The 13,814-nt window shown below is 65.1% G+C and carries 13 protein-coding genes; 8 read left to right on the top strand and 5 right to left on the bottom strand.

Annotated features, from left to right (window positions below; genetic code table 11):
• The first annotated feature begins 139 nt into the window (after window positions 1-139).
• The 7 genes from FA94_RS32440 to FA94_RS32410 all read left to right on the top strand — a co-directional run bounded on the left by FA94_RS32440 (window position 140) and on the right by FA94_RS32410 (window position 7,024).
• On the top strand, window positions 140-1,411 hold the full coding sequence (locus FA94_RS32440; protein WP_081936390.1) for an ABC transporter substrate-binding protein: 1,272 nt from the start codon (window positions 140-142) through the stop codon (window positions 1,409-1,411).
• Window positions 1,412-1,430: 19 nt separating this feature from the next.
• Complete coding sequence (locus FA94_RS32435; RefSeq protein ID WP_035559368.1) at window positions 1,431-2,501, top strand: FecCD family ABC transporter permease; 1,071 nt, start codon at window positions 1,431-1,433, stop codon at window positions 2,499-2,501.
• Complete coding sequence (locus tag FA94_RS32430) at window positions 2,498-3,316, top strand: ABC transporter ATP-binding protein (protein ID WP_035559365.1); 819 nt, start codon at window positions 2,498-2,500, stop codon at window positions 3,314-3,316. Before FA94_RS32435 ends, FA94_RS32430 begins: the two co-directional genes overlap by 4 nt.
• A 127-nt stretch (window positions 3,317-3,443) precedes the next feature.
• Entirely contained in the window at window positions 3,444-4,595 is a 1,152-nt protein-coding gene (locus FA94_RS32425; protein ID WP_035559362.1) for a porin, read from the top strand.
• Between the two features lie 120 nt (window positions 4,596-4,715).
• On the top strand, window positions 4,716-4,994 hold the full coding sequence (locus tag FA94_RS32420; RefSeq protein WP_035559359.1) for a hypothetical protein: 279 nt from the start codon (window positions 4,716-4,718) through the stop codon (window positions 4,992-4,994).
• Entirely contained in the window at window positions 4,991-5,305 is a 315-nt protein-coding gene (locus tag FA94_RS32415; RefSeq protein WP_051981003.1) for a hypothetical protein, read from the top strand. Before FA94_RS32420 ends, FA94_RS32415 begins: the two co-directional genes overlap by 4 nt.
• A gap of 57 nt (window positions 5,306-5,362) precedes the next feature.
• Window positions 5,363-7,024 (top strand): PepSY-associated TM helix domain-containing protein, encoded by a 1,662-nt coding sequence (locus tag FA94_RS32410; protein WP_035559356.1) that lies wholly within the window; start codon window positions 5,363-5,365, stop codon window positions 7,022-7,024.
• A gap of 213 nt (window positions 7,025-7,237) precedes the next feature.
• On the opposite strand, the gene FA94_RS32405 is transcribed toward FA94_RS32410, so the two are convergent.
• The 4 genes from FA94_RS32405 to FA94_RS32390 all read right to left on the bottom strand — a co-directional run bounded on the left by FA94_RS32405 (window position 7,238) and on the right by FA94_RS32390 (window position 12,846).
• Window positions 7,238-9,487, bottom strand: coding sequence for a TonB-dependent receptor (locus tag FA94_RS32405; RefSeq protein ID WP_035559353.1), 2,250 nt, complete (start codon window positions 9,485-9,487; stop codon window positions 7,238-7,240).
• Between the two features lie 246 nt (window positions 9,488-9,733).
• Window positions 9,734-10,456: an aldolase gene (locus tag FA94_RS32400; protein WP_035559350.1), complete on the bottom strand. Its 723-nt coding sequence runs from the start codon at window positions 10,454-10,456 to the stop codon at window positions 9,734-9,736.
• Window positions 10,457-10,460: 4 nt separating this feature from the next.
• Window positions 10,461-11,831, bottom strand: a complete 1,371-nt coding sequence (locus tag FA94_RS32395) for an MFS transporter (protein WP_231585081.1) — start codon at window positions 11,829-11,831, stop codon at window positions 10,461-10,463.
• A gap of 115 nt (window positions 11,832-11,946) precedes the next feature.
• A complete protein-coding gene (locus tag FA94_RS32390; RefSeq protein ID WP_035559347.1) occupies window positions 11,947-12,846 on the bottom strand; it encodes a LysR family transcriptional regulator in 900 nt (299 codons plus the stop codon).
• Between the two features lie 111 nt (window positions 12,847-12,957).
• Here FA94_RS32390 and FA94_RS32385 point away from each other — a divergent pair, with 111 nt between their 5' ends.
• Window positions 12,958-13,389 (top strand): response regulator, encoded by a 432-nt coding sequence (locus FA94_RS32385; protein ID WP_197070266.1) that lies wholly within the window; start codon window positions 12,958-12,960, stop codon window positions 13,387-13,389.
• Between the two features lie 48 nt (window positions 13,390-13,437).
• Here the strand turns inward: FA94_RS32385 and FA94_RS32380 are convergent, their stop codons facing one another.
• On the bottom strand, window positions 13,438-13,785 hold the full coding sequence (locus FA94_RS32380) for an ArsR/SmtB family transcription factor (protein WP_035559344.1): 348 nt from the start codon (window positions 13,783-13,785) through the stop codon (window positions 13,438-13,440).
• Between the last annotated feature and the right edge of the window lie 29 nt (window positions 13,786-13,814).

The following is a 13,814-nucleotide window of genomic DNA, read 5'->3' as shown; positions in this document are numbered from 1 at the left end:
TCGGCGTGGGGCGTCGGATGCGGTTCGAACCGCGCCAACACATTCCATTACAAAACAGCGCTTTTTCAACACATCGCCATTACATTGCGTCGCTAAAGTGGCTGGCAAATGGCAATCATTCTCATTCACCAACTATATCATGTCGATTTTTAGGAGCTTTTCCAGCCGCGCCCGTTTTGCGCGGCTGAGCGTCGTTGCGGCGGCGGTGGGTTGGTCGATCGCGTGGATCACGTCGATCGCGTCAATTGCATTGGTTGCGGCCATTGGTAGCCCCGAGGCTTTCGCGGCCGCGCCCGCCGCATCGACGTCGATCACGCCCGCCGCATCCGGCACGGTCACCGACCTCGCCGGCCGCATCGTCAACATCCCCGCCGAGCCGCATCGCATTCTGCTCGGCGAAAGCCGTCTGCTGATGGCGGTCGCGCTGCTCGAAGGCAAGCAACCGCTTGCGCGCATTGTCGGTTGGCAAGGCGATTTGCCGGCAATGGACCCGCAGACCTTCAACGCGTACGCGGAGCAATTTCCGGGCATCAAGCAGGTGCCGCTAATCGGCAAAGCGTCCGAAGACAGCATCAGCGACGAGAAGGCGTTGAGCCTGAAACCGGACCTCGCAATCTTCAGCCTCGCCGGCCACGGCCCGAGCCGCTATAACGCGCTCGTCAAGCAACTCGAAGCGACCGGCACGACGGTGGTGTTCGTCGATTTCCGGCTGCATCCGCTGCAAAACACGTTGCCGAGTATCAAGCTGCTCGGCGCGGTGATGCATCGCGAGAAGGAAGCCGATGCGTACGCGCAGTTCTATCAACAGCATCTGGCGCGCGTGCAAAGCGTGGTCGACGCGGTGCCTCAAGCGCAACGGCCGAAGGTGTTCGTCGATCTGCTCGCGGGCGTGTGGGACGCGGGCTGCTGCCACACCGCCGGCAACGGCAACTTCGGCGAGTTCATCACGGCGGCGGGCGGCCGCAATATTGCCGCCGGCCTCGTGCCCGGCGTACTCGGCGATATCAGCATGGAACAGGTGATCGCGGCGCGTCCGGATGTCTACATCGCGACGGGCAGTCGCACCAAACCGGGCCTCGCGTCGTTGCGCGTGGGCGCGCTGACCAGTGACTCGGACGCGCGCGCCAGTCTCGCGACCTTGGTCGCGCGGCCGGGCTTCGACACGATCAAGGCGATCCACGACGGCCGCGTGCATGGCATCTCGCACAACTACTACGACTCGCCGTACAACATCGTCGCGATCGAGGCGTTCGCGAAGTGGTTCTACCCGCAGCAGTTCAAGGACCTCGACGTGCACGCGACGCAAGCGGAACTGTATCGCCGCTTCCTCGCGGTACCGCCTGCCGGCGCGTACTGGGTGGACGGCACCGGCAGCGGCACCGGCAGCGCCGCGGCGCTCGCGTCGCACTAGCCGGAGCGGAATCGAATCGATGTCCACGCTTGTGAATCAGGTTGATCCGCACGGCGCCAGCCTGCGCAGCTATCGGCGTCTCACGCAACGACGCGTGATGTCGCTGGTGGCGCTCGCCGCGTTAATTGTCTGCGCGTTGCTGTTCGATCTGCGCTCCGGCCCGTCGGGTTTGCCGATCGCGTCGCTGTTGCGCACGGTGTTCGATCCGTCTTCGGCCGATCCGGCAACGAGCGTGATCGTCTGGCAGATCCGCTTGCCGTATGCGGTGATGGCGTTGATCGTGGGCGCGTCGCTGGGTTTGTCGGGCGCGGAGATGCAGACCATCCTCAACAATCCGCTCGCGAGTCCGTACACGCTCGGCGTGTCGGCGGCGGCGGCATTTGGCGCGTCGCTCGCGATCGTGCTCGACATCGCGATTCCCGGTGTGTCGCAAACGTGGATCGTTTCGGCGAATGCCTTCGTGTTCGCGCTGTTGTCCGCGCTGATGCTCGACGGCGTCGCGCGTTGGCGCGGCATGAGCACGGCGGGCGTGGTGCTGATGGGCATTGCGCTGGTGTTCGCATTTCACGCGCTAGTGTCGCTGATGCAGTTCATCGCATCGGCCGACGCGCTGCAAGGTCTCGTGTTCTGGACGCTGGGTTCGCTCGCGCGTGCCGACTGGACCAAGATCGCCGTGCTGAGCGTGGCGCTCGCGATCGCGGTGCCCATGTCGATGCGCAACGCGTGGACGCTCACCGCGCTGCGCCTCGGCGAAGATCGCGCGGCGAGCTTCGGCATCGACGTGCGACGTTTGCGGCTGGGCACGCTGTTGCGCGTCTCGGTGCTGTCGGCGCTCGCGGTGTCGTTCGTCGGCACGATCGGTTTCGTCGGGCTGATCGCGCCGCATATCGCGCGGACCCTGTTCGGCGAGGACCACCGTTTCTATCTGCCGGGTAGCGCGTTGCTCGGTGCGCTGATGCTGTCGCTGGCGTCGATCGCGTCGAAGCTGATCATTCCTGGCGTGCTGATTCCCGTGGGCATCGTCACGGCGCTGGTGGGCATTCCGCAGTTTCTCGGTATCGTCGTGCGATCGCAGGGGCAACTCGGATGAGCGGGCTGCACATTCACGACCTGAGCGTCAATTACGGACGCCGCCAGGTTCTCATTTCGCTCGACGCCGGACCGCTGCCGCGCGGTCAGATCACCGCGCTGCTCGGACCGAACGGCAGCGGTAAATCCACGTTGCTGCGCACGTTGGCGGGTCTCACGCACGCGAGTAGCGGAGCGTTGTCGCTGGATGGCGAGAAGCTCGCGTTGTCGGCGGCGAGCGCGCGCTCGCATAGCGTCGTGTATCTGCCGCAGGCACTGCCTGCGGGTGTGCGGCTGCAGGTGCTGGAGTCGGTACTAGTGGCGTGCCGCGCGACGCGCGGTGCGTCGCTGCAACCGCGCGGTGCGCATCACGCGAACGATATCGCGCACGCGCACGCGGTGCTGCAACGCCTCGGTATCGACACGCTCGCCACGCGCTCGCTCGACGAGTTGTCCGGCGGTCAGCGTCAACTGGTCGGCATCGCACAAGCGCTGGTGCGCGATCCGCAAGTGTTGCTGCTCGACGAGCCGCTCTCCGCGCTCGACCTGAACCATCAGTTTCATGTGATGCAGGTGTTGCGCGACGTGACGCGCGAGCGCGGCATCGTGACCGTCGTCGTGCTGCACGACATCAACGTCGCCATGCGTGCCTGCGACCGCGCGATGTTGCTGCACGACGGCCGCATCGTCCAGTTCGGACCACCGCCGGCCGTCGTCACGGCGGCGAGCCTGGCTCACGTTTTCGGTGTCGTCGCGCGAATCGAGCCGTGCTCGCGTGGACACCATCAAGTGCTGATCGACGGTCTCGCCGATCGCACGGGCATCGCCAGCCGTTAACCACGCGGCCCAGCCAGCCCACTACACAAGCCGTTTGCCGTAGATCGAACGACGCCTTCGTTGAAGGCGTCGCGTCGTTGTGCGCGCTCGCGGTTGCCTAGATCTATCGACTGACCAGGGGAAAACAATGAAGAAGGTTCTGATGATTGCCGCGTGCGCGGCGGGGTACGGCGCGGTTCACGCACCGATGGCGCACGCGCAGTCGAGCGTGGCGCTGTACGGCATTATCGATGCGGGCTTGTCCTACGTGAACAACCAGAACGGCCACAGCAACGTGCAGGCGGGCAGCGGCAACGTGACGGGCAGCCATTGGGGCTTTCGCGGCCGCGAAGATCTGGGCGGCGGCACCGCGGCGATTTTCCAGCTCGAAAGCGGCTTCAGCGTGATGAACGGAACGCTGCGCCAGGGCGGCCGCATGTTCGGCTATCAGGCGTATACGGGGCTGACGAACAACAGCCTCGGCACGATCACGCTCGGGCGACAGTACGATTCGGTGGTGGATTATCTGGCGCCGCTCAGCTTCACCGGACATCATCCCGGCGGCAATAATCTGTCCGCGCATCCGTACGACAACGACAACCTGAACAACTCGTTTCGGGTGAACAACTCGCTGAAGTTCGCGAGTAACGACTATGCCGGCTTGCGCTTCGGCGCGTTGTACGGCTTCTCGAACGAAGCCGCGGGTTTCGACGACAACCGCTTGTATAGCTTCGGCGCTTCGTATAACGCGGGTCCGTTGAGTCTCGGCGCGGGTTACCTGCAAGCGAACAACGGCGGCAGCAGCAACGCGAATGGCGCGTTGACGCTGACCGACCGTACCTTTATCGCGGCGCGTCAGCGCACTTACGGCGCGGGCGCGAACTACGCGCTAGGTGCGGCGACCTTCGGCTTCGTGTGGACGCGCACGCAGCTCGGCGGGCTCGCGACGATCAACGGCGCGAATAGTCTCGGCCTCGTGCAGAACGGCCAAGGCGCGAGCTTCAGCAACTACGAAGCGAACGCGAGCTACGCGTTGACGGCGGCGTTGAGTCTCAACGGCGAGTACACGTACACGTCCGGCGCGTTGTCGAATGCGCACGGCGAACATCATCCGAAGTGGCATGAAGTGTCGCTGCAGGCCAACTATGCGTTGTCCAAGCGTACCGATGTGTATCTGCAAGGCAGCTACGAACACATCAGCGCCGACGGCTCGGGTCTCACCGCCGATGTCAGCGGCCAGACCGCTTCGTCGACCAATCAGCAGCTCGTTGTGGCGGCGGGTATGCGGCACCGTTTCTAGCGCATTGAGCGTGGCGCGCTCAATGCACGTTGCCACGCTGCGAGACGAAAAAACGACCGGGCGTGTATGATAATCATTCTCATTAACAAGCTCTGACCTCGGACGCCATTTCGTCGAATCATGGGTAACGTTTTCATCGTCGCGCTGGCCTGTGCCGGCGCGTTGTTTTTTTATTGCAGCATGCCGGGCCAGCGCTGGTTGCGCGCGCCGTTGCCTGCACTTCCGGCGCGCTGCGCGGCGGCGGTTTGCGTCGCGCTTTCGGTTGGGTGCGCGGCGAGTGCTCTGCAACCGGTGACGTCGCTGTCGGTGGTCGTCACGACGCTGATGGCGAGCCTGACCGTTTATCCGTTCGTCGGCGCGTTGATCGAACGTACGCGCTTCAGGCGCGCCGCGCGATGACGCGCGCTGCCACTCACCGGCAAGCGGCCGGTTCGATCGAGCATGGACTGCTGCTGAAATTCGTGATTGGCGCGCTGGGCGGTTTCGGTCTTGCGATTGCGGCGAGCGCGTTGCTCGCGCGTCTGTCGCCGGGCGGGCTCACGGCGGCCAGCAAATTCCATGTCGCGATGTGGCTCGTGCCGCCAGTCTGGATGGCGGTTGCGTCCGCAACGTTTCTGTTTCGTGGCGCCGTACGCGCGGCCGCCTGGATCGTCGTGGCGAATGTGGCCGCGTTCGCGCTGGTTCTGCTCTGTCAGCGCTTGCCGGTCTGAGCGCGTCGGCTGTTTATTCCGCGAGCGGCGCGCCGCTCGTTTCATCTTCCGTTCAGCATGCGCAGCGATATTCTTCGCGTCTATAAGACCGTTCATACGTGGACCGGCATCGTCGCCGGTCTGCTGCTTTTCATCGCGTTCTACGCGGGCGCGATCACCATGTTCAAGGATTCGCTGAGCGACTGGACGACGCCGCCCGCGGTCGTCGCCACGCCGACGGTGCCGCTCGATCGCGCAGATGCGCTGATCGACCGCACGCTCAGCGCGTATCCGGCGGCGCGCAAGATGTTCACGCTGACGCTCGTCGACGCGGACCGCGTGCGGCTTTCCTGGCAAGCCGCACCGGGGCAGCGCTGGCAGGCGTGGCTCGACGGGCAGGGCGGTTTGCACGCGACGCAAAGCCGGCCTTCCGACGCGGCGCGGCTTATCGACGCGTTGCATATGACGGGCGGCGTACCGGGTGGCTACGATGTCGGCGTAGGAGTGATGGGCGTGGTGTCGCTGCTGTACGGGCTCGCGCTGGTGTCCGGTGTGATCGTGTTGCTGCCGACGCTGGTGAAGGATCTGTTCGCGTTGCGCATCGGCAAGAATCTGAAGCGGATGTGGCTGGACGCGCACAACGTGGTCGGCATTCTGAGCTTGCCGTTTCATCTGGTGATGGCGTTGTCGGCGGTCGCGTTCGGCCTGGGCGACACCATCTTCGACGTGCAGGACAAGCTGATCTACGAAGGCTCGCTCAAGCCGATGATGACCGCGCAAAACCCGTTCTTCGCGAAGGGACCCGCTGGATCGCAAGGCACGTCCGTGCCCGCGATGCTGCCGCCCGCCCAGTTGCTCGCGAAAGTCCACGAACGTGCCCCGCATTTCGTGCCGACGGCGTTGCGTTATCGCGGCGCGGGAGCAGCCGGCGCGACGGTGTTCGTCGCGGGCGACGCTGCCGGTTATCTGGCGCGTTACGGCGGTTTCGCGTTGATGGACCCGTTCAGCGGCGCGTTTCTCAACGCGCAGTTTCTCCCGGGCGAGGGCAACGGCAATCACTGGTCGGCCTCGACGAGCGCGTTCTATGCGCTGCATTTCGGTAGCTACGGCGGCGCGCCGGTGCGCTGGGGGTATTTCGTGCTCGGGCTCGCGGGCGCGTTCCTGTTTTACTCGGGCAATCTGTTGTGGATCGAAAGCCGCCGCAAGGCGATGCGGCGCGACGGCGTCGCGGTCACGCAGCGGCGCTCGACCTTCTTGATGGCGTCGTTGACGGTCGGCGTGACGCTCGGCTGCATCTGCGGCATTTCGGCGACGCTCGCTGCCGGTAAGCTGCTCGCTGGCCACGTGAGCAATCTGTCGGCGTGGCATATCGGCATCTACTACACGGCGTTTATCGCGGCGATCGTCTGGGCGATGTTGCGTGGCGCGGCGCGCGGGTCGGTGGAATTGCTGGCGTTGGCGACGTTGTCCACGGCGGCGATTCCGGTGGCGAGTCTGATCGGTTGGATGGTGCCGTCGAGCGGTTTGTGGTTCTCCACGGACCTGAGTCCGCTCGGTGTCGATATCGGCGCGGCGCTTGGCGCCCTGTGTTTCGCGTGGATGTGGCGCAAGGCGCGTGCGCGTGTCGGGTCGGCGCGCGTGGATAGCGTGTGGTCGCTGCGCTCGGGACAGGCGGCTGTGGCGGGTGAGACGGATGAGACCGTTTCGCCGGTCGACACAGAGCAACAACACGGACGCTAACCGGCGACGTTCGGCAACGGTATGTTGTTGTCCGTAACGCTGGGCGCTAGCGCTAGCGCTATCGCTATCGCTATCGCTATCGCTATCGCGACCCGATCAAGAGCACTGCACGCATCACCCGCCACATAGAAAAACGCCGCCGGGCCATCAGCCCGGCGGCGTTTTTTATCGCTTACCGACATCGCGTCAACCGCGACTCGGGTCCGGCAACACTTAGAAGTCGGTCGTCATCGACAGCAGGAACGTGCGCGGCGCGCCCTGTGTCAGATAACCGCCCGTCGTCGACGACCAGTACGACTTGTTCGCGACGTTCAGCACGCTGGCGCGGAACGTGGTCGGCTTGCCGAACACCACGGCGGCGTAGCGCGCGCCGAGGTCAAACGTGTCCCACGTCGGAATCGACAGCGTATTCGTCGTGTTCAGATACTGCGGGCCGGTATGCGTCCAGCGTGCGGTCAGCGTCAAGCCGTTGACCACCGGCACATCGTATTCCGCGCCCAGGTTGAACATGAAGCTCGGCACGCCGATCGGCCGCTTGCCGTCGGTCGCGCCGCCGGCCGTGTCGAGTTGCTGCGCGTTGATGTAAGTCGCGCCGGCGATCACGCGCACGCCCTTGTACGGCTCGCCGAACACCGACGCCTCAATGCCGCGATGCCGCTCGGTGCCGTCCGCAACGAAGAAGCCCGCGCCGTTCGTGAAGGTCGACGGCTTCTCGATCTGGAACGCGGCCAGCGACGCGCCGTAGTTGCCGTTGTCGTACTTCGTGCCGACTTCGTACTGTTTCGAGCGCTCGGGCGGCAGCAACGCGCCGAAGTTCAGCGCGTTGGTCGGCGCTTGCGAACCCACCGTCAATGCTTCGCTGCGGTTCGCGAAGAACGACAGGTTCTGCGTCGCCTTGATGACGAGGCCGAACAGCGGCGTCGTGATCGAATCGTTATAGGCCTCGGTCTGCTTGCCGGTGTAGTCGAACGCGTTCGAGTGCAGCGCCTGATGCCGCGCGCCGATCGTGAACAGCACGCGATCGTTCAGGAAGCCCAGCGTGTCCGACACCGCGACGCTGCGCATCAACGAGAGCGCCGTGGTTTGCGGATCGGCCAGATTGCCGCCCGAACCGATCGTGACCGGCGACGGCAGTTGCGGCGTGTTGTACAGGTCGGTGTTGAACGAACCGCTGAACGTGAAGGCCGACTGCGAGTCGACGCGCACGATCGACGCGCCCGCCGTCACGAAGTGCGAAACCGGGCCGGTGTTGAAGCGGCCGCGCACGCCGGCTTCCGCGGACGTGGCATCTTCCTGATGCGGCACGCCGAGGCGGAACGAGGTCGTGCCGGTGTTGCCGACGGTCGGCGACGCGTAGTCGCCGTGTTCGTCGGTATGGCGCGCGCCGCCGGCCACATAGGCGGTCCAGCCGGGCAGGAAGTCGTATTCCGCGCGCAGGATGCCGACCGTGTCCTCGAGCGAACTGCTGCTCCAGGTCTGCGCGTAGTTGTAGGTTGCCGACGGCGGCTCCGGGACGAAATTGCCGCTGACGTTGACCGTCGGACGGCCGTCGTTGACGCGCTGGCGCTGATACAGAAAATCGCCGTACAAGCGCACCTTGTCGCCGCGCCAGTCGAGCGAGACCGCCGTGGTGTTGTCGCGCCGGTGTTCGCCGTCAATCGAGGTTTCGCCGTCGCGGTTCGCCTGGTTCACGCGAATGCCGAACTGGTCCTGGCTGCCGAAGCGGCGGCCCACGTCGACGTGCGCGCCGAACTCGCCCGAGCCGCTGGTTTCGAGTGTGACGCGGGTCAGCGGTTTGTCGTCGGCGCGTTTCAGTTGCAGGTTCAGGCCGCCGCCGACCGCCGAGCCGTTCGGCGAGGCGCCGCCCAGAAACGCGTTCGCGCCTTTGAACAGGTCGACGCGTTCGAGCGCATCGGTCGCCACCAGCTGACGCGGCGTGATGCCGTAGAGGCCGTTGAGCGAGACGTCGTCGCCCTGTAACTGGAAGCCGCGAATGATGTAGACCTGCGAGAAGTTGCCGAAACCGTTGGCGACGCGCACGGCGGGATCGTTGGCGAGCACGTCGCCGACGGTGCGGGCTTGCTGGTCTTCGATCAGTTTCGACGTGTAGGTCGTCATGCTGAACGGCATGTCGAGATTCTTCTGCTGGCCGAGCACGCCGAAGTCGGCGCCGCGCGCCACTTGGCCGCCGCCGAAAGTCGGCGCGAGATCGCCGGGCAGCGCTTCTTTGGCCGCCTGGACCTTGACGGCGGGCAGGGTACTGCCGGGCGCGGCGTCCTTGCCGGTTGCCTGGGGCGATTGCGGTGCTTGAGGCGTTTGTGTCGCTTCGGCCGATTGGGCCGATTGGGCCGAAGCGACAGCCGGCACACTGAACGCGACGGCGATGGCGGTGAGAATGGCGGCGCGGTGAAGCGCGGTTTTAGCAGGCGCGACCTGCGGCGTGTTCGAGCGTGAAACGGACATGGATGAAGGAATGGGCGTGGTCGTCGATCTTCCGTCCCGGGGCGCGTTTGGAATCCGGGCGGCATTTTTCTGGCGTCCCGGCGGGCAATCAATATGCAATTAGCAGATCATCTGTCCATGCGCGGAACTTTTGTTCCGGCGAATTATAATTCAAATGCGAATCATTTTCATTTGAAAGAAACAATTTCGTATCAATTTGGCGCCATGCCCACGCCACGCCACGCCCGCGCCGGCGTGGCTTGCGATTTATCTTCCAGCCTGCTCTAGCCAATACGCGAAGGTCGCGTTCACGATCGAAGGCTGCAGCAGAAAGTCATGCGCCGCCTGAGCGAGATCGGCGCGCACCGGTTTGATCGTGCCGGCCGCCATGGCCAGCAGCGCCAGTTCGGCGGCGTTTTCCATCGACACCGCCATGTACACGCTTTCCTCGACCGACGCGCACGCGCAGATGTAGCCATGATTGACGAGCAGTGCGGAGCGCCGCGCCCCTAGCGCCGCGGTGATGATGCGGCCTTCTTCGTCGTCGATCGGCACGCCGGGCCAGTCTTCGAGGAAGCCGCAGTCGTCGTGGAACATGCAGGCGTCCATGTGCGCGACGGGCAGCGGCACGCCGAGCATCGACAGCGCGCTGATGTGGCGCGGATGCGTGTGGACGATCGCGTGCACGTCGGGACGATGCCGATACACCCACGCGTGAAACCGGACCGCCGGATTCGGCCGGCCGGCGCCTTCCAGCACGTTGAGTTCATCGTCGACGAGCACGAGGGACGCCGCCGACGCGTCCGCGAAGTTCGTGCCGAGCGCGGGCGTCCAGTAGCCGCGATGCGTCGCGTCGCGCCAGGTGATCTGTCCGGCGAGGCTCGCCATATGGCCTTTCGCCGACAGGATGCGGCAGGCGTCGGCAAGTGTGCCGAGCGGGTCGTCGGCATTGACCGCGCCGATGCCCGTGACGGTTGCGCGCTGTTTCATGAGTTCATTCTCCTTGCGAGTTAAGCGACATCGGCATCGGTGTTTGAGTTTGCGTTGGCGTTTGCGCCGAAGGCACGTTTTTCATCAGACGTGTGCACAGCGCAGCTACGGCCGCGAGCGCGCCGACGTAAAACGCGATCGGCTGCAGACTATGGAAGCGTGAAACGAGCGCGGTCGCCACGATCGGCGCCAGCCCGCCGCCGATGGCTGCAGCAAACTGAATGCCGATGGAAATGCCGGAAAAGCGCACCGCGACGGGAAACTGCGCGGCGAACAGTGCCGACTGCGGACCGAACAGCAGCGGATAGTTCAGGCCGAGCGCAATGGCCACGGCTACCTGCAACGCGACGAGACTGCCGCTATCGATCCACCGCAGCAGCGGCACGACGCACAACGCCATGACCACCGCGCCGCCGAGGTAAAACCGTCGCACGCCGACACGATCCGCGAAGTAGCCGATCAGCGGCAAGGTCACGATCTGAATCGCTGCGCCGAGCATGACCGCCTGCAACACGGCGTTGCGGCTGAACCCCAGCCGGGTCGATGCATAGGACACCAGAAACACCGTGAGCACGTAGTAAAGGGTGACTTCGGGCAGCTTCGCGCCGATCGCCAGCAGCAACGCTTTCTTATGCCGCGTCAGCAGTTGCCAGAGCGGCACGTCGGCGGGTGGGCGGGCGCGCGCGGCTTTTTCGAACGCCGGCGTTTCGCCCACGCTGCGCCGGACGAACGCGCCGAGCAGCACCAGCACGACGCTAGCGAGAAACGGCACGCGCCAGCCCCAGCTTTGGAAGGCCGGCTCGGGCAGCCGGGTCAACAGACTGAAGGCGAGCGTCGACAGCAGCAGGCCGATCGGCGGTCCGATCTGCGGCAGGCTGCCGAACAGACCCGCGCGGCTCGCGGGCGCATGTTCGACCGCCATCAGCACCGCGCCGCCCATTTCGCCGCCGAGCGCCACGCCTTGCAGGATCCGCAACGCGACCAGCAGAACGGCGGACCACGCGCCGATCTGCGCATAGTTCGGGATCAGGCCGATCGCGATGGTGGAAAAGCCCATCAGGAAGAGCGACAGCGTCAGCATCGACTTGCGGCCGAGGCGGTCGCCGAAATGGCCGAACAGCACCGCGCCGAGCGGCCGCGCGAAAAGACCCGTGGCGAACGCGCCGAACGACGCCAGCGTCGCGCTGGTGGGATCGAGATTGGGAAAGAACTGCCGGTTGAACACCAGCGCCGCCGCGGTGCCGTATGCGATGAAGTCGAAGCCTTCGATGATCGAACCGGCGGTGGCTGACAAGACGGCCTTGTAACGGGGCGGCAGCGCGCGGCGCGGCCTCGCGGCGGCGAGGCCGTCGAGCGCGGAAAGAGGATCGTTCACGGTGGGTTCCATGCAAGAGGGGGACTGACTCCGGTGATCGGCGCGAGGCTGCCGGACTGAAGCCAGTATTGGTCCCTTGCAGGACGTGAGCTATGTGCCCAGAAATAACTCTGGATTAACCGGGAGTTATCGCGCTTTGGGCGCCGGCGCGCAAAGCGATCTCGAGCGCGCTGTCGAAGCTGCGCGACGCGCCGCGTGCGCGGCGCGACAGCGCAACCAGCCGACGTGGCGAAATGGCGTTCAACGGTACGCGGCGCAGGCCGCGATCCTCGACCATATCGCGCGGCAGGCTGTCGGGCAGCACGGTCACGCCGTCGCCGATCGACACGAGGCGCAGACACAATTCGAGCGAATCGCATTCGATATACGGCTGCACGCTATACCCCAGCGCCCGCTCGACCATGCGGCGCAGCGCGAACGGGCGCGGCGGCAGAATCAGCGGCAAGCCGCCGAGATTAGCCAGCGCGTCGGCGTCGGCCGTGTGGTCAGCGCGGATATAAAGCGCCAGCCGTTCTTCGAACAGCGGTTCGGCGACCAGTTCGGGACCGTCCACGGCGGTCTCGTAGACAAAGCCGAGATCCGCTTTGCCGCGCTCCACGCTTTCGACCACGTTGGCCGAGCTGTCGCAATGAATCGTCAGCAGCAGGTCAGGGTAGAGCGCGAGCAATTGACGGCTCAACTCGGGGATGAACCAGGCCACCAGCGTTTGCACGGTCGCAATGCGCAGCGTGCCGCGCTGTTCGCCGGGATGACCGGCGTGCGCGAAGGTGGCGTCGAGCGAGTTGAACAGCGGTTCGAGTTTCAGAAACAGCGCTTCGCCGGCGGGCGTCAACTGCATGCCGCGGCCGTGGCGCAGAAACAGCGTCTCGTTCAGCGCCGCTTCGAGCGCGCGAATCTGTTTGCTCAGCGCGGGTTGCGTGAGCCCGAGAATCTCGGCGGCTTCGCGCAACGAATTCGCCTTTGCGACGGCGACGAACAGGCGCAGTTGATGGTCCCGGTTGGCGAGCGGTTTCATGAGAGCGAGAGCATGGCAGCGGCGGCCGGTTTGAACGGGGGCAGGGACGACGACAGCGGGTATGGTACGCAGCTTGCTGGCGGTAAGTGTTTTTTTCGCAAGCGGTTAGCCATGTCCCGAACCCCATCGACCTGTCAAAGGTGGAGCGCCCGCGAGATCCGGGTCTTACACGAAATGCCGCGCGTGCTGGTTGTCGACGACAACGCCGGCGCGGCCGAAGCGCTCGCCACCTATCTCTCCTACGAAGGCGTGGAAGCCCGCTCCGCCAACGGTTGCGCGGAAGCGCTGCGCTGTGTGAAGGACTGGGTGCCGGACGTCGTGGTGCTCGACATCATGATGCCGGAGCGCGACGGTTACGAGACCGCGAGCGCGCTGCGCAGCTATCTGCCGACACACAGTCTCGGCATCGTCGCGTTCACGTCGCTCGACGAGGATCACGTGAAGGAAACCGGTAAAGCGCGCCACAATTTTGACGGCTATTGTCAAAAAGGCACGGCGCCGACCGCGTTGCTCGCGCTGATGCGCAAGCTCTGGCGCGAGTAGTTCCGCCTACGCCTCGTCCGCCGATTCCGCTGGTTTCCGGCCTGCCGTTCAGGCCGGCTCGCTCAGCACCGGCTCGTTCGCCGCGAAATCCTCCGCGACGAGCTGTCTGAGCACCGCCTCCATCAAACCGGGGAAACGGGTGTCCAGATCCGCGCGCCGCAGCGAATTCTGATGCACGGTGCCCGCCACGCGCGTGCGCACGAGCCCCGACTCACGCAGGATCCGGAAATGATGGGACACGGTCGACTTCGGCCGGCCGCCGTCGAGATCGCCGCAGGTGGCCTCGTCGACCGACGCCAGCCGTCGCACGATCTCGAGCCGCACCGGATCGCTCAACGCATGGAAGAGCCGCCCGAGCGTGAAGTCCTCAGCGGCAGGATGGTTATAAGTACGCATCCTGCAGATCATAAACGTTTCTGAGATAC

The sequence above is a fragment of the Burkholderia sp. 9120 genome, assembly GCF_000745015.1.
GTDB lineage: Bacteria > Pseudomonadota > Gammaproteobacteria > Burkholderiales > Burkholderiaceae > Paraburkholderia.
Note: the sequence above shows the minus strand (reverse complement) of the source record. Positions and strands in the feature narration are given on the sequence as shown.